At 62.8% G+C, this 15,280-nt stretch carries 20 protein-coding genes; 10 read left to right on the top strand and 10 right to left on the bottom strand.

What is annotated here, in order from left to right; all coding sequences use genetic code 11:
* Positions 1 to 101: 101 nt before the first annotated feature.
* Together V8J83_RS08605 and V8J83_RS08600 are read left to right on the top strand one after the other, a co-directional pair.
* Positions 102 to 602: an Lrp/AsnC family transcriptional regulator gene (locus V8J83_RS08605; protein WP_339985443.1), complete on the top strand. Its 501-nt coding sequence runs from the start codon at positions 102 to 104 to the stop codon at positions 600 to 602.
* Between the two features lie 4 nt (positions 603 to 606).
* Entirely contained in the window at positions 607 to 2,616 is a 2,010-nt protein-coding gene (locus tag V8J83_RS08600; protein WP_339985441.1) for a sulfotransferase, read from the top strand.
* A 116-nt stretch (positions 2,617 to 2,732) separates the two neighbouring features.
* Here the strand turns inward: V8J83_RS08600 and V8J83_RS08595 are convergent, their stop codons facing one another.
* The 4 genes from V8J83_RS08595 to lgt form a co-directional block, all read right to left on the bottom strand.
* Positions 2,733 to 2,864 (bottom strand): hypothetical protein, encoded by a 132-nt coding sequence (locus V8J83_RS08595; protein WP_339985439.1) that lies wholly within the window; start codon positions 2,862 to 2,864, stop codon positions 2,733 to 2,735.
* Positions 2,865 to 3,123: 259 nt separating this feature from the next.
* Positions 3,124 to 3,894, bottom strand: a complete 771-nt coding sequence (gene pgeF, locus V8J83_RS08590; RefSeq protein WP_339985437.1) for a peptidoglycan editing factor PgeF — start codon at positions 3,892 to 3,894, stop codon at positions 3,124 to 3,126.
* Positions 3,891 to 4,940 carry a class I SAM-dependent methyltransferase gene (locus V8J83_RS08585; RefSeq protein ID WP_339985434.1) on the bottom strand — a complete coding sequence of 350 codons (1,050 nt, stop codon included), beginning with the start codon at positions 4,938 to 4,940 and terminating at the stop codon, positions 3,891 to 3,893. The genes pgeF and V8J83_RS08585 overlap by 4 nt, the downstream gene beginning before the upstream one ends.
* Positions 4,930 to 5,838, bottom strand: coding sequence for a prolipoprotein diacylglyceryl transferase (gene lgt, locus V8J83_RS08580; protein WP_339985432.1), 909 nt, complete (start codon positions 5,836 to 5,838; stop codon positions 4,930 to 4,932). Before lgt ends, V8J83_RS08585 begins: the two co-directional genes overlap by 11 nt.
* Before the next feature lie 120 nt (positions 5,839 to 5,958).
* Between lgt and V8J83_RS08575 the strand changes: the two genes are divergently transcribed.
* The 5 genes from V8J83_RS08575 to V8J83_RS08555 all read left to right on the top strand — a co-directional run bounded on the left by V8J83_RS08575 (position 5,959) and on the right by V8J83_RS08555 (position 9,383).
* On the top strand, positions 5,959 to 6,204 hold the full coding sequence (locus V8J83_RS08575; RefSeq protein ID WP_339985430.1) for an accessory factor UbiK family protein: 246 nt from the start codon (positions 5,959 to 5,961) through the stop codon (positions 6,202 to 6,204).
* A gap of 446 nt (positions 6,205 to 6,650) precedes the next feature.
* On the top strand, positions 6,651 to 7,154 hold the full coding sequence (locus tag V8J83_RS08570; RefSeq protein WP_339985428.1) for a type III secretion system chaperone family protein: 504 nt from the start codon (positions 6,651 to 6,653) through the stop codon (positions 7,152 to 7,154).
* Between the two features lie 137 nt (positions 7,155 to 7,291).
* A complete protein-coding gene (gene proC, locus V8J83_RS08565; RefSeq protein ID WP_339986050.1) occupies positions 7,292 to 8,101 on the top strand; it encodes a pyrroline-5-carboxylate reductase in 810 nt (269 codons plus the stop codon).
* Positions 8,098 to 8,439, top strand: a complete 342-nt coding sequence (locus V8J83_RS08560) for a tRNA-binding protein (protein ID WP_339985426.1) — start codon at positions 8,098 to 8,100, stop codon at positions 8,437 to 8,439. Before proC ends, V8J83_RS08560 begins: the two co-directional genes overlap by 4 nt.
* Positions 8,436 to 9,383: a 2-hydroxyacid dehydrogenase gene (locus tag V8J83_RS08555; RefSeq protein ID WP_339986048.1), complete on the top strand. Its 948-nt coding sequence runs from the start codon at positions 8,436 to 8,438 to the stop codon at positions 9,381 to 9,383. Before V8J83_RS08560 ends, V8J83_RS08555 begins: the two co-directional genes overlap by 4 nt.
* A gap of 354 nt (positions 9,384 to 9,737) precedes the next feature.
* Here the strand turns inward: V8J83_RS08555 and V8J83_RS08550 are convergent, their stop codons facing one another.
* Positions 9,738 to 9,929, bottom strand: coding sequence for a hypothetical protein (locus V8J83_RS08550; protein ID WP_339985424.1), 192 nt, complete (start codon positions 9,927 to 9,929; stop codon positions 9,738 to 9,740).
* Positions 9,930 to 10,086: 157 nt separating this feature from the next.
* Here V8J83_RS08550 and V8J83_RS08545 point away from each other — a divergent pair, with 157 nt between their 5' ends.
* Positions 10,087 to 10,539: a winged helix-turn-helix domain-containing protein gene (locus V8J83_RS08545; RefSeq protein WP_339985422.1), complete on the top strand. Its 453-nt coding sequence runs from the start codon at positions 10,087 to 10,089 to the stop codon at positions 10,537 to 10,539.
* 15 nt (positions 10,540 to 10,554) lie between these two features.
* On the top strand, positions 10,555 to 11,268 hold the full coding sequence (locus tag V8J83_RS08540; protein WP_339985420.1) for an alpha/beta fold hydrolase: 714 nt from the start codon (positions 10,555 to 10,557) through the stop codon (positions 11,266 to 11,268).
* Between the two features lie 159 nt (positions 11,269 to 11,427).
* Here the strand turns inward: V8J83_RS08540 and V8J83_RS08535 are convergent, their stop codons facing one another.
* Complete coding sequence (locus V8J83_RS08535) at positions 11,428 to 12,018, bottom strand: thymidine kinase (RefSeq protein ID WP_339985418.1); 591 nt, start codon at positions 12,016 to 12,018, stop codon at positions 11,428 to 11,430.
* 106 nt (positions 12,019 to 12,124) lie between these two features.
* Between V8J83_RS08535 and V8J83_RS08530 the strand changes: the two genes are divergently transcribed.
* Entirely contained in the window at positions 12,125 to 12,598 is a 474-nt protein-coding gene (locus tag V8J83_RS08530; protein WP_339985416.1) for a hypothetical protein, read from the top strand.
* A 143-nt stretch (positions 12,599 to 12,741) separates the two neighbouring features.
* Here the strand turns inward: V8J83_RS08530 and V8J83_RS08525 are convergent, their stop codons facing one another.
* The 4 genes from V8J83_RS08525 to V8J83_RS08510 form a co-directional block, all read right to left on the bottom strand.
* The gene (locus V8J83_RS08525; protein ID WP_339985414.1) at positions 12,742 to 13,866 is read right to left on the bottom strand and encodes a beta-ketoacyl-ACP synthase III; all 1,125 of its coding nucleotides are present in this window, start codon (positions 13,864 to 13,866) and stop codon (positions 12,742 to 12,744) included.
* A gap of 76 nt (positions 13,867 to 13,942) precedes the next feature.
* Entirely contained in the window at positions 13,943 to 14,335 is a 393-nt protein-coding gene (locus V8J83_RS08520; protein ID WP_339985412.1) for a VOC family protein, read from the bottom strand.
* Complete coding sequence (locus tag V8J83_RS08515) at positions 14,328 to 14,798, bottom strand: hypothetical protein (RefSeq protein WP_339985410.1); 471 nt, start codon at positions 14,796 to 14,798, stop codon at positions 14,328 to 14,330. The genes V8J83_RS08520 and V8J83_RS08515 overlap by 8 nt, the downstream gene beginning before the upstream one ends.
* Positions 14,799 to 14,805: 7 nt before the next feature.
* Complete coding sequence (locus tag V8J83_RS08510; protein WP_339985408.1) at positions 14,806 to 15,174, bottom strand: VOC family protein; 369 nt, start codon at positions 15,172 to 15,174, stop codon at positions 14,806 to 14,808.
* Between the last annotated feature and the right edge of the window lie 106 nt (positions 15,175 to 15,280).

Here is a 15,280-nt window from a genome sequence, read left to right as displayed (position 1 = left end):
CTTGATAGCTATTCCATTTCTTGCGCGCATGTGAAATAAAGTTGCGCAATCGAATTGAAGAGCGGTCGTTTCGAAAACCGCTCCAAGGGAGCACGGCCCAGATGCAAAGCGCGAAACTCGATCCGATCGACCGCAAGATCCTTGCTGAATTGCAAGGTGACGGTCGCATGACGAATGTCGAGCTTGCCAAGCGGGTTGGGATTTCTGCGCCCCCTTGCCTGCGCCGGGTGCGTACGCTGGAAGAGGCCGGTTTCATCAAGGGCTACCACGCAGATGTCGACGCGCGTCAGTTGGGGTTTGAGGTGCAAGTGTTCGCCATGGTCGGCCTGTCGAGCCAGGCCGAAGCCGATCTGGTCACCTTTGAAGAGCGGTGCCATAACTGGCCGCTGGTTCGCGAATGCCACATGCTAAACGGCGAAATTGACTTCATCCTGAAATGTGTGGCGCCCGATCTGTCGTCGTTTCAATCCTTCCTCACGGGCGAACTGACATCGGCACCAAATGTTGCGTCGGTCCGCACGTCGCTTGTGATCCGGGGGGCTAAAGACACGCCCGGCGTGCCCTTCGACGTGATGGAAGAACGTCTCGCGCAATCGGCCTGAGCGGATGCCTCCGATTGATCTGACGGCGCTCTACCGTGAGGGGCAAGCGCTCCAGCAGGCTGGCCGCCTGGCCGAAGCAGCTGCAATTTATGACCGCATCCTGTCGCTGAAAGCCGACATCCCCGAGGTTCTGTTCCAAAAAGCGCGCTGTCTGCCCGATGACCCCCCCGCGGCAGAGCGATTGTTCCGCGAGGCCCTGTCCTTGAAGCCGAAAGAGGCCGCAATTTGGCAGGGTCTGTACTCTGTGCTCTCCGGTTCTGCGCGAGCCAAACTTGAGGCGCAGGCCGCCAGGGCAGGCGTCCTGATCGGCTCGGAACGGGATCTTGCCAAGGCGCAACGGCTGTGGCGCGACGGGAACAAGGCGGCGGCGGAAGCTGAGGCCGTGCGCCTGACGAAGGCCGCGCCGCAAGCGTTTTGGCCGATGTATATGCTGGGTTTGATCCGTGAAGGTGCCGCCGCCATTGCGCCACTTGAGGCAGCCCACGCCCGCGATAAAACGCACGTCGGCGCGCGACTGGCACTTGCGCGCGCGGCGCTGGCAACTGGACAGATCGCGCGTGTGGACGTGTTGTTGGCCGCGCCCGATTTACCACCGGCCGCGACGGTTCTGCGCGCCCAAGCCCTGCGAGAGACGGCGCAACCGGATGCGGCGGTCGCATTGTTGTCGGATGGTCCCGAGAAGGATCGCGTTTGGCAGATGGAGCTTGCGCTGGCAGCAGCGGCGGCGTTTCGAGGCGCAAAAGCGCAGGCGGCGCTTCGGCATGCCGTCACTGCTGGTGCCCCGATGGAGGCCATAGCCCGGCGCGTTGCGAGTGCGGCGGAAACAGCGGGGGATATCGAAACGGCGACGGCGTTGATCGAGGCCGCGCTTGCGCACACATCAACGCCCGCGCTGCTCATCCATCGCGCGCAAATGGCGCAATCCTCGGGCGAACTGGCGCAGGCTGAGGTGGATCTTGAGGCAGCACTTGCGGCCGAACCCACAAATGGCGAGGCCTTCCGCGCCTTTGCCAACGGCCGAAAGATCACCCCCGAGGCCGCTTTGCCAGGTCGGATCGCCGAGGCGCTCGAAAAGGCAGGGGCCGCGACCATGGACCGGGCCGGTCTCCACTTTGCTGCGGCGAAATGCGCCTCTGATCTCGCGCAGCATAGCGCCGTCATGGACCATTTGCACCGCGCCAACCGCCTGATGACCAAGGCGTTTCCCTATAGTTTCGAGGCCGATGTGGCTGCCGCAAAGGCGCTTGTCGACGAATGGGGCGCGCTCGGGCCTCTGGCTCCGGAAAGCCCCGAAGGACGGGTGATCTTCGTCACCGGTCTGCCGCGTTCAGGCACCACATTGGTCGAGACCATTCTTGACGCGCATCCACAGGTTGGCGCGGGAGGCGAGATGCCTTTTCTCGGCCAGGCTCTTGCCCCGTCCCGTGACTTGTTGCGCCGGGAAAATCGCGCAGACCCGCGGGCCTTGCAGCAGGCCGGGGACCGTTATCTGACCTTGGCGCGCCGTCGCACAGGGACCCCCGATGTGATCGTCGACAAGGCGATCTCGACCTTTTCGCGCATGGGGCACGCAGTTCGCGCCCTGCCGGAGGCGCGGATCGTGCATGTTACCCGTGATCCGCGCGATGTCGGCCTGTCGCTTTATCGCAATCGTTTTCCGGATGGGTTGCATCGGTATGCCTATGACCTGACCGCCATGGGGCGATATATCCGGCTGCATGATGCGGTGACAGCGTTTTGGCGTGCCGCGTTGCCGGGACAGGTGCATACAATCCGATATGAAGAGCTGACGGCCGATCCCGAAACGCAGATCCGCGCGCTTCTGGAGGCCGTTGATCTGCCGTGGGATGCGGCTTGCCTTGCACCGCAAAACAACGCGCGGCGCATTCAAACGCTGAGCTTCGCGCAGGCCCGCGCACCCATCGCGCGCTCGTCGGTAGCCGGGTGGACGTTGCATGCGGCGGATTTGCAGCCGCTCTTCGACGCGTTGGAGATGCCAGTGTCGTTGGAGTGAGGCGCCGGGTCGGTCTGTGTTGCCGGTGCCCAAACCGCTAAAAGGCGGCCATTCTGGCCGCCCGTGCAAGCGTTCTTGATGAGGGGTCCTCGGGGTCTTTATCCGGGGTTTCCGCTTTATTCGGCGGCCACGAGCTTTTGCGGCTTCTCCGCGCGCCGGGCCATGCGCACCTTGCGCGACCACGGCATTTCAATCTGCTCTTTGTCTGCTTCTTTCAGGGCTGTTTTCATCCAGCGTTGCGTTTTCATGTGCCACGTCCCTTTTGGCTTGCTCGTCTTTGCCGAGCGATCTTTGCGACTAAGATCATAGTGACGCGGCTTTCGGGCAGTCTTGCGGCAAAAACCCTAAGGCCAGGTGAATCATCTGGGCGATTTTGGGGCAAGCCCCCGACACGCAGAGGTCTATTTCTAAGGCATTTAGGATAAATGCATCGCGAATTGTGCCGATGTCGGGGCGTAATATGCCCAGATCTCGGCGCATTTCTTCACGGGCGTGACGCCAATGCGTTCAGAGACGAATCGCGGATATTAGACGCCCGTAATCCACCTCTGCCCGGTGCGTGGCGCGCCGGTAAGAATAGAACAACGCCGGGTCCGAATAGGTGCAATGCCCGGTCCATTCTGCCTCCGTCACACCGACCGCACGCAGGCGGGTCAGGCCGAAACCGGTCAGGTCGAACAGGTATTTTCCGTCGACCCCGTTGACGAAGAAGCGCCCGTTTTCCGGGTTCGCATCCATGAAGTGTTCAAGAAATTCCTGTCCCACCTCGTAGGCGCTTTGGCTGATTGAGGGACCGATCACTGCACGGACCCGCGTGCGCCGCGCCCCAAGGCGTTCCATGGCCTCTACCGTCGCCTCCAGCACACCGTCAAACGCCCCGCGCCAGCCCGCATGGGCGGCGCCGATCACACCGGCCTCGCGATCGGCGAAAAGAACCGGCTGGCAATCCGCGGTCAGGACCGCAAGGGCCACGCCCGGTGTTGCAGTCACGATGGCGTCGGCCTTCGGACGCGCTTGGGTGGGCCCGTGCACGGTCGTGACATCGGCGGAATGCACCTGGTGGACGCCTACCAATGCCTCGGGCGAGACGCCCAATTCGGCGGCCACGCGCGCGCGGTTCATCGCCACCACCTCGGCCTGATCGCTGGACCCGCCACCGCAATTGAGCCCGGCGAAGATCCCCGTCGAGGCCCCGCCGACGCGAGTGAAAAAGCCATGCGTCACGCCCTCCAGAAGCGGCGAGGTGATCGGGTCGAGGCATGTGGCGGTCATCGTCATGGGGCAGGCTCCATGGCTGGCGGCGCAGGTGCGCCGTCGGGGGTCAGTGCCATCACCTTGAACAGCGTCCCCATTTCCGCCGGATGCGTCAACCGCCTGTGTGCTGCGATATGCGTATCGAGTGCCGAACCGCTCAGGCCGTCGGCCAGCGCCTGCGCGCGCGCCGTGATGCCGAGCCGCTCAAGGAAGACGCCCTGCGGCACAAGGCCCGATGCAACCACCGGGCGCGCCGCTCGGGCCAGTGGGCCGAAAGCAACATGCGCGGTCAGGTCTGCATCGCCCGGGGCCTCCAACGGATCGGCATAGGCGTGCTGCGCCAGTGCCTGAAACGTGTCGCCGGTACTTTCGCTGTCGCCATAGTCGACGATCAGGGCCGCGCCGCCATGGGTGGCGATCCGGCGCCCGACCTCTTCGGCGATGGCCTCGCCGGGGGCGCAGGTCTCCGTGATCATGCCGGGGCGGAAGCCGTCGCGGACCGACAGTGGGGCAGGGGGCGCCAGACCCCAGATCAGGCAATCCGCCCCGGCGCCGATCTGGCGCTCCTGCCAATCGCCCGCGGCGTTCATCTGAAACTGTCGGATCGGCAGGGCATCGAAAAACTCGTTGGCGATCAAGAAAAGTGGCGCTTCGGGCAGGTCGGCCGCGGACCCGTGGAACGCCGCACCCGGCACGTTTTCGGCTTGCATCTGTCGCAGCACGTCTGAGGCCTCGACCAAATGCAAATCCATCGCGGCGTGAAACCCCGGAACGCTCCGCGTCGCGCGCAAGACATCGGCCATCAGGGTTCCACGCCCCGGCCCAAGCTCGGCCAGGATGCCGGTCGGGCGACCCTGATCCATCCAGACCTGCGCGATCCACAGGCCGATCAATTCCCCAAACATCTGGGTCATTTCGGGCGCGGTAATGAAATCCCCGCCCCGACCCAACGGGTCACGGGTAGCGTAGTATCCGAACTCCTGATCGTGCAGGCATTCAGCCATGAAGTCGGCAACCGATATCGGCCCCAGCCGCGCGATGCGCGCAATGAGGCGGTCCTTAAGAGACATGGCGCGCCCGCAGAAGCACGAAGAGCCCGATCAGCAGCATCGGGAGTGTCAGGATCTGACCCATCGTCAGGCCAACCTGTGGCGATAGCGCGAGCGCGAAGCCGATCGGATTGTCGGGGCCGGTGAATTGCGCATCGGGCTGGCGGAAAAACTCCACGAGGAACCGCGACGCTCCGTAAATCAGCAGAAACAGACCTGTCAGTGCGCCCGGCCGTTTCAACCAGCCGCGCCGCCACGCCAGCCACAACAAAAGCGCGCCCATGATCGCCCCTTCGAGCAGAGCTTCATAAAGCTGCGACGGATGCCGCGCGCAGACGGTTGCGCCGAGATATTCCACGATCCCCACCGGCCCCGCGCAATCCTGCGCCGCAGTGCCCGGAAAGATCACCGCCCAGGGCGCGTCCGACGCTCGCCCCCAAAGCTCTGCGTTGACGAAATTCGCCAGACGTCCCAACAGCAATCCGATCCCGATCACCATCGACATCGCGTCGGCGATTTGCAGCGGGGGCGCCTTGACCATGCGGCAGAACAGGAAAGCCGAGATCGCAACCCCGGCGAGGCCACCGTGGAACGACATCCCTCCTTCCCAGATGCGCAGCGCGGCAAGCGGATCGTCGGCATAGGCGCCCGGTTGATAGAACAGGACGTAGCCCACCCGACCCCCAAGGATCACGCCTAGCACCACCGCCGTCAGCAAGCCCTCGACCTGTTCGGGCTTCAGGGGGGGCGTGTCGCGGGGCCAAAGGCCGGGCCGCGCCACCGCTTTCCAGATCACCCACCACCCGAGGCCAAGCCCGAACAGATACGCCAGCGCATACCACCGCAGGGCGAAATTGAAGCTGCCGATCTCGATGGAAAACAGCTCGGGCGATAGCGGTGGGAACGGGATGGCGAACACGAACGGGGCCTCGAAGCGCTGGGATTTCCCCGTGGTTGCGGGCGCGGTGCGACGAAGTCAACCTTGATCCGGAGGCCTGCGCCGCCCATATCCGTCATAACACAGACAGGAGTGCCGCCCATGCAGACCCGCAACAAGATCATGGATGATCTAAGCCAGTTGATGACCAATGCCATGGGCGTGGCCCAAGGTGCCAAAGACGAGGCCGAGACGGCCATGAACTCCATGATGGACCGCTGGCTCGCTAGCCGGAACCTCGTGACCCGCGAAGAATTCGATGCCGTGCGTGCCATGGCCCAGAAAGCCCGCGAAGAGAACGAAGCCCTCAAGGCTCGGATCGCGGCGCTTGAAGGCGGATCCGACTGACGGGCCATTCCAATCTCTCGCCGAGGGTGGAGGCACAATCGGAATTTCAAAAGCGTCGGGTCGCTCCGGCGCTTTTTTTTTGAAATTAGAGCGCGTGCCAAGGTGATTTGTCCTCACAATCCCCGGCTAAACGCCCCTCTGCCACGTTCATGATGACGGTTCGTAGGGAGCCGCACATTTTTTCTGAATCTGTTTTTGTGGGTAACTGACTCTCCCTTGTGGGGCGAATGGTGAGAACCGCTATATCTTGTGGGCAACTCATGGAAATGTGGGCACCCCCTATTTTCACCGCAAAAATATGTCTTTACAGCGAGTCCCCAACGCTCCACCATATTTTGTAGGAACCGAGGCCGAGCAGCCCATTCCTATGGAAGACACCCAGCTTTCGTGGGAGTCTTGGGATTTAACCACCAAGGCCCCGCTGGCTGCCAACCAGGACTGGGACCATGTCGCATACAGAAAACTACTTCGATATCGAAGAGCTGCACCCGATCGATATTGTCGAGACACTTGCCGCCCATCACGAATGGGATTTCGACCGCATTGCCGACGACCAGATCGCGATGGCCATCGAAGGACAGTGGCGGACGTATTCGATCACCTTGGCCTGGTCCACTTACGACGAAACCCTGCGCATGATCTGTACCTTCGAAATGGAGCCGCCGCAGGAGACCATGCATAAGCTATACGAGGCGTTGAACCTTGTGAACGACCGATGTTGGGCGGGGGCGTTCACCTACTGGGCGGCGCAGAAACTGATGGTCTATCGCTACGGCCTGGTGCTGGCGGGCGATCAATTGGCCAGTCCCGATCAGATCGCCTGCATGGTCGAGACCGCCGTGCTCGCCGCCGAACGTTACTACCCCGCATTCCAACTGGCCATGTGGTCGGACAAGACGCCCGAAGAGGCGATGGATGTGGCAATCTCCGAGGGCTATGGCCGCGCATAAGCCGACTGCGTGCCTTTCATACGGGCAAAAGGGCCGCGCTCAGGCGCGGCTCTTTCACGTTTTGGCCTTGGAGGACTGGCCTTTCGGGACGGCTGATGTATCTCTTTGCAGGAAAGACGGGGACGGGGGAAGGTGACATGGACATGTCCGACATCAATCGGAACGGGCTGGTCATGCTTGGATGCGGCAAGATGGGCTCGGCGATGCTGCGCGGGTGGCTGGCCAATGGGTTGACGCCTGGCGCCGTCCATGTGATCGATCCGCACCCAAGCGCGTGGGTGCAGGGCACTGGTGCGCAAATCAACGGTGACCTGCCGGACTCGCCGGCGGTTTTGATGATCGCGGTAAAGCCTCAGATGATGGAAGATGCTCTGCCGCAGGTTGCGCGGTTCGGCGGCGGTGGGACGCTGATCCTGTCGGTCGCTGCGGGCACACCCATCGCGTCGTTCGAGCGTGCGTTTGGCGCTGGGACGCGTGTGGTCCGCTCGATGCCAAATACGCCGGCTGCCGTGGGCAAAGGCATCACGGCGCTGGTCGGCAATGCGGAGGCGACGGCACACGATCTTGACCTTGCAGAAACGATGCTGTCCGCGATCGGGCAGGTGGTACGCCTGACGACCGAGGCGCAGATCGACGCGGTCACCGGTATCTCGGGCTCGGGACCGGCCTACATCTTTTACATGATCGACACTTTGGCCGCCGCCGCCCGCGCCGAAGGTCTTCCGGCCGAGATGGCGATGCAATTGGCCACGGCAACTGTTGCGGGCGCGGGCGCGCTGGCGGAAGCCACCGATGAAACGCCCGAGCAGCTGCGCATCAACGTCACTTCGCCCAACGGCACCACGCAAGCGGGGCTTGAGGTGCTGATGGGGGAGAACGGTCTGGCCCCGTTGATGCGTCGAACCGTGGCCGCCGCGACTGCGCGCAGCCGGGAGTTGCGCAAATGAGCGACGAGATCACCTTTGATCAGTTCATGGCCGTGGACATCCGCGTGGGCACGGTGACGCGAGCCGAAGACTTCCCCGAGGCGCGCAAACCTGCGATCAAGCTGTGGGTGGATTTTGGCGGCGAGATCGGCGAACGCAAATCCTCCGCTCAGATCACCGCCCATTACGCGCCGGACACCTTGATCGGCAAGCAGGTGATCGGCGTGGTCAATTTCCCGCCCCGTCAGATCGGCCCGATGCGGTCCGAAGTCCTGATCCTGGGGTTGCACGATGAGGCCGGTGGCGTCGTCTTGCTGTCGCCCGACAAACCGGTTCCGAACGGAGAACGCATGTGCTGAGCCTTCTTGTATCCCGCCGCTTGCCCGAAATTGTGATGGAGGCCGCCGAGGCGCGCTTTGACGTCACCTGCCGACAGGTCACAACGCCCATGGACCATACCGAATGTGTGGCCGCGTTGCGCGAGTATGACCTGATCCTGCCAACCCTTGGCGACGCGTTTCGCGCGCCCGCTTTTGACGAGGCTGGAACGATCCGCGCCAAGCTGCTGGCCAATTTCGGGGTGGGCTACAACCATATCGACACAGATGCGGCGCGCGCGGCCGGGGTCGAAGTGTCGAACACGCCGGGTGCGGTGACGGATGCGACGGCGGATATAGCGCTGACGCTGATCCTGATGAGCGCGCGGCGGGCGGGCGAGGGCGAGCGCATGGTGCGGTTGGGGCAATGGACCGGTTGGCACCCGACACAGATGCTGGGGATGCACCTGTCGGGCAAAACGATCTGCGTGATCGGGATGGGGCGTATCGGGCAGGCGATTGCGCGGCGGTGTCACTACGGGTTCGGCTGCCGGATCGTATATGTGAACCGCTCGGCCAAGGACGTGGATTTCCCGGCGGAGCAGATGCCGATGGACGCCGCGTTTGCCTCGGCCGATGTCGTGGTTCTGGCGACGCCGGGCGGGGCGGACACGCATCACTTGATTGGTGCGGCGCAATTTGCGGCGATGCAGGACCACGCGATCTTCGTGAATATCTCACGCGGGGATGTGGTGGACGAAGCCGCGCTGATCGGGGCGCTGTCGGAGGGGCAGATCGGCGGCGCGGGGCTGGATGTTTATGAGTTCGAGCCAGCGGTTCCCGATGCCCTGATGGCGATGGAGAACGTGACGCTCTTGCCGCATCTGGGCACGGCGGCCTTGGAAGTGCGCGAGGATATGGGGCGCATGGCGCTGGACAATGTGATTGCCGTGGCCGACGGCCGACCAGCGCCGAACGCGGTGTGATTGACCCTGGTTGCAAGGTTGCAACCGTGCCTTAAAATATTGATATTAAACGTAAGTGCGGTTTCTGTTTACGTTTTGTTAATCCGCAAAACCGCGATCCTTTCTCAGAATTGCAGGGTACATTCATTGCACCTCGGACGCTTTTGAGACCGCCCGCCTGCGTCGCCGTCTTTTGCTTCGGCGAAATGGTTTATTGCGGTCTTTGCGCAAGGATAAGTCCGATTGCTGCCGCAGCGAAGGGCGGGTTTGTGCCCTTCCGCGACATTGATCCGTTGCGTGGTAGTCTTCGAGAACGGCAGGCACACATCTTTTGCCGCAGCTTGGCCCAAACTCCACCGTGTCGGTGAGCGGAGATCAGGACTGCGAGTGCACGCGTAGCCGCTTCAGAGCCACCGAGAAGCGCGAGACGTGCAAGAAGACCTTTTTGATGAAGGCGGAGAACGCGGCGCGCCGGGCCCGACGTCGGGCGTAAAGTGCTTGGCGCTGATGCTCTGTCGGTGCTGTGGGGGTACTGTACTTCATCAGGTCGGTGTGCATCGGGGTCATCACGGCGTGGCTCCTTGGTTGATGCTCCGAAGGTGCTTGATCTTTTGCCCTCTTGCTTGAGGGGGACCCTTGGAAATCCTTGGGATTGCCTTGAGAAACCGTTTGGGCTGCTGAATCTTGTAGGACAGAACCGAAAAAGTGGCGTAACCAGAGGAGAATGGAACACCATTTCGCTGATTGCACGTTGGATGATGCCCGCCTGACGCTCACGCGCGGCGGCAGCCCGGTGGCCGTGGAACCCAAGGTATTTGACCTTATCCTTTTGCTGGTGCGCAATGCCGGGGACCTCGTGACGCGCGACCGGATGGTGGAAGAGGTCTGGGGTGGACGGATCGTGTCCGAGTCCGCGATGTCTGCTTGCATCGCGTCGGCGCGAAAGGCCGTCGGTGATACCGGCAAGGAACAGGCAGTCATTCGAACCATTGCGCGGCGGGGGCTGATGCTGGTCGCGGAGGTGTCCGGTGAGGCGGTCGCCCCGGCCGCAGTCGCGGCGCCGACGATCCCCGCAGAAGCCCAACGGATCCGCTATTGCAATAGCGAGGATGGCAGTGCCGTCGCCTATGCGGTCAGCGGCGAGGGCCCGCCCGTGCTGCGGTTCGGCCCTTTGTGAGTTCACGACCTGGAAATGGAATGGGCCTACGGGCTTCACCGCTCTTGGAGCACGGCGATGGCGCTCACCACCCGGCACCTGCGCTTTGACAATGTGGGCAGCGGCCAGTCGGAACGGGTTCTGCGCGATCTCGACTATGAGACCGAGGCGCGCGATGCGGCCGCCGTCGCCGATGCCGCCGGTTTTGACCGCTTTTCCGCAATGTCCTATTCTGGCGGCTGCATGACCGCGTTGACCTTCGCGGCCCTCTTCCCGGAACGGCTGACCCGGCTGGCGATCGTGGGCGGATATGTCGAGGGACGGACGCGGCGCAGTGCGGATGCCGCGCCAGATGCGTTGAAAAGCATGATCGCCGAAGGCTGGGCGGGCCCCGATAGCGCCTTCGCGCGCGCCTTTGCGACGGCTTACTTTCCCGAAGGCCCCATGGAAGAAATGCGCCAGGTGCAGCGCATGGCGCAGGCGGCCTGCCCGCCCGAGACGATGTTGCGCCATCGCGACGCCATCAATCACGCAACAAACGCACATCTGCTGGGCCAGGTGCGGTGCCCGGTGTTGATCCTGCATGCGCGCGACGATTCCGTGCATCCCCTGTCGCAGGCGCAAAAGCTGGCGGCGGGCATTCCCGGGGCCGAGCTGGTCGTGCTTGAAACCGCCAACCATATTCCCTTGCACGGGAGTCCCTGCTGGGAGAGCTACAACCGCACGCTTGCAGAGTTCCTGACCCGGTAACGTGGTAGTTCCCCTCCGACTGATCTTGCTTGTGCAGCGAATTAGCGCTTTGTCCTGCACAGCGGCATATCGTTGTGGAAGACTGCGCCCGTGTGGGGGCGGTCCTGCGATCCACGGCGCGGTTTTTTGGCCCGCCAAGGCCCGGCAAGAAAAGCGGTTCTAGCCGCTCGTGGCATCCCCGATTTCTTCGCGGAAGTGTTTGCGGCACAGGCTGACATAGCGGTCATTGCCGCCGACCTCGATCTGCGCGCCTTCGCGGATGGCCTTGCCGTCGGGACCCACGCGTATGACCATCGTGGCCTTGCGCCCGCAATGGCAGATCGTGCGGACCTCGCGCATCTCATCGGCCAGCGCCAGAAGGGCGGCGGAGCCGGGGAAGAGCTCCCCCCGGAAATCGACGCGCAATCCGTAGGCCATCACCGGCACGTTCAGGTCATCGACGGCGCGGGCCAGTTGCCAGACCTGATCGCGGGTCATCCATTGCGCCTCGTCGACCATCACGCAGGCGCAGGGCCCGGCCTTGAGGCGGGCGTCGATCTTGGCGAACAGATCATCGGATTGCGTGTAGGTGTCGGCCTCGGCCTCTATCCCGATCCGGCTGGCGATTTTGCCCGCGCCGGAGCGGTTGTCGAAATTGGCTGTGAGCAAATAGGTTGCCATGCCACGTTCATTATAGTTGTAGGAGGCTTGCAACAGCAAAGTCGATTTGCCTGCGTTCATGGTTGAATAATGGAAATAGAGCTTTGCCATGGGGGCAGGTTTGGCCCATGAGGGGCGGACTGACAAGATATATGCTATGGGCGTGACCGAATAGGGGCGGAAGCGGCTTTGCTGACACCAGCGAGGGGATTACACCATGACCGAAACGGCCAAGGGCTATTTGAAGCGCCATACGGAGCGATTGATCAAGGACGTCGGATATGCGGCAGCGTGCGACCTGACGGGGCGGTCCAAAGCGACGTTGGGGCGCTATTTTTCGGAAGCGGACGAGCACGCGGACCGGTTCATGCCGGTGGATGCGGTGGCCGCTCTTGAGGCGGAATCGTCGTTCCCGCATGTGACCGCGGCCTTGGCGGAATTGAATGGTGGGCAATTGAGTTATGGCGCCGACAAGCGCAATGCGATGCGCGGCGACAACCATGGCAATGTGAATGCCAATGTCATTGCCTTGAGCCAGCGGTTTGCGACCTTGATGGGGGAGTATCAGATCTCGATCGAGGACGGCGTGATTTCGATCAACGAGGCGCGGCGTTTGTTGGAAGAGACGCTGGAGCTTCAGAAGGTGCTGATCGAGATGAAGCTGCGGCTGGAGGCCGACAGCCGGTCGTAGGCCAGTGCATCGCGCGGGTCAGATCGCGCGGGTCAAGATGGACGGGTGCGCTTGCGCGGGGCCGCGAGAGGGGCTGCCTGCCCCTCTCACACTCTCCCCGGGAGTATTTCCGAAACAAGGAAGCGCGTGGCGCAGCAGGGCGGTCAGGATGCGCGTTCGACGATCACGGAGCCCACGGAATAGCCTGCGCCGAACGAGCAGATGATGCCGGTGTCGCCCGGCGCAAGGTCGTCGGAATGTTGTGCGAAGGCGATGATCGAGCCCGCCGAAGAGGTGTTGGCGTAATCCTGCAGGATGTTGGGCTGTTCGCCGTCTTCCGGTGTGCGGCCCAGGACCTTCTTGCCGATATAGTCGTTCATCGTCTTGTTGGCCTGATGCAGCCAGAGGCGTTTGAGATTGGGCGCGGTGACGCCGGTGTCATCCATATGCTCGGCGATATGTTTGGAGACGAGCGGCAGGACCTCTTTGAAGACCTTGCGTCCGTTTTGCATGAAGAGCATGTCGCGCCGGTCGTCCATGTGGCCATCGCGGGTGCGGCGCAGGAAGCCGTTGTTGTTGCGGATGTTGTTGGAAAACTGCGTGGCGCAGCGGGTCGATTTGATCTTGAAATGTGGGCCTTTGGCGTCGTCGGCGCGTTCGATCAGCACCGCTGTCGCGACATCGCCGAAGATGAAGTGGCAATCGCGGTCGCGCCATTCGAGATGGGCCGAGCAGATCTCGGGGTTGACCACCAGCGCTCGGCGGATCGAGCCGGAGCGGACCATGTCAGCGGCGGCCTGTATCCCGAAGGTGGCGGAGGAGCAGGCGACGTTCATGTCAAAGCCGAAGCCGCCGGTGCCAAGTGCCTGCTGGATCTCGATCGCGATGGCGGGATAGGCGCGTTCATGGTTTGACGCGGCACAGATCACCGCATCCACATCGCTGGCCGCAACACCGGCCATATCAAGCGCCTTGCGGCAGGCGTCGACGCCCATCTCGGCCATGACGGAAATCTCGTCCTTGGACCGTTCGGGCAACCACGGATGCATCGTGTCGGGGTCGAGGATCCCGTCCTTGTCGAGCACGAAGCGGCTTTCGATGCCGGAGGCAGCATGGATGAAGTCGGAGGAGGAATGCGCCATCGCCTCGACCGCGCCGGTTGCGATCTGAGGGGCATTTGCGGCGTTCCACGTGTCGGCATAGGCGTTGAAGGCCACGACGAGCTCTTCATTGGAGATGCTGAGCGCGGGGGTGAAGACACCCGATCCGGTGATGGCTGGTTGATGCATGATTTGGGTCCTCGGCAGGACGTTTACTTGCGCGCGAACGCGTTGGCGCGTCAAGGCGGGTGACGCTACGTCGCGACTACGCCTGAGGTTCGGGCGCGTGGCAGACCGCTTCGATATTGTTGCCGTCCGGATCAAGGACGAAGGCGCCGTAATAGGTCGGGTGATACTGCGGGCGCAGGCCGGGCGCGCCGTTGTCGGTGCCTCCGGCGGCAAGCGCTGCGGTGTGGAAGGCTACCACCTCGGCGCGTGTTGCTGCCGCAAAGGCGATGTGGATCGGGGGGCGTTGCGCGCCGCCCTCGTCGATCCAGAATTGCGGCCGGTCGCGGCCATAGCCACCGACCTTCACTCCGCCGGTGTGTTCCGGGGGGACGGTGAACAGGTAGTCGATGCCAAGCGGGGAGAGCGCGCCATCAAAAAAGCGCCGCGCAACGGCGAAATCCGACACGGACAGGCCGGTGTGATCAATCATCGTCAGGCTTCTGACCGGGGATATCGTCGGTCATCGAGACGACCTGATTGGGAAGAATGCCGCCGCTGTCCTCGTACTGGCTGGCGCTGAGCCGCCAGGCACCGTCATCGCACAGACGCAGGGTCGAGCGGGCCTTGTAGCTTTGCCGGATTTCCTCGGTCGCATTGACAAGCCAAGTGGTGTGGGCGCCGTGGATCGTGCGCCCGTCTTCGGCGAATTCGGCCGAACTGCAGGCTCGGGACGGGGCCGCGACGGTCTTCAATTCCAACGTGTGGCACATGCTGCGGAACAGGCGTTCAAGGTCGGCCTCGGTTTCGATCAGCAGGGTTTTCTGTACGGTGATCAGGCGGTTGGGAAACAGGTAATAGCGGCTGTAGCCCGCGAAATCGCGTTGGGCGATGGTCTCGCCCACGGCATCGAGAAAAGCCTGGTAAATCTCCGCAGCGGAGCGTGATTCCGTCATTGCCGGATCACCGATGCTGGTCGATCAGGATGACGTTTCCGTCGGGGTCGCGGGTGACGAAGCTGCCCGGGCCGGTGTCGCCGCCTTGTTCGTTTTCGATGGGGTGGCCGGCCTTGGTGAGCGCATCCCGGATGGCGCGGACATCGTCGAATGTGTCGAGCTCTTGCGCGTTCTGGTCCCAGCCGGGATTGAAGGTCAGCATGTTGCCCTCGAACATGCCATGGAACAGGCCGATGAGCGTGTCGCCGTTCTTCATGATCAGGTAGCCGTGCTCGGGCGTGCCGGCCATGCTCGAAAATCCCATACTCTCGTAGAAGGTGCGCGACATCGCGAGGTCTTTCACCGCCAGCGAGATCGAAAATGCGCCCAGTTTCATGGTCTGTCCCCCTACGATCCGCACCAACGATAGCCGCGTTGGCCAATATCACAAGGGTTTCGGTTGACTTGGCCGCTGGAATGGCGAGGTTGCGCCAACGACCGAA

This window comes from Gymnodinialimonas ulvae (genome assembly GCF_037543845.1).
GTDB classification, from domain to species: Bacteria; Pseudomonadota; Alphaproteobacteria; order Rhodobacterales; family Rhodobacteraceae; genus Gymnodinialimonas; species Gymnodinialimonas ulvae.
Note: the sequence above shows the minus strand (reverse complement) of the source record. Positions and strands in the feature narration are given on the sequence as shown.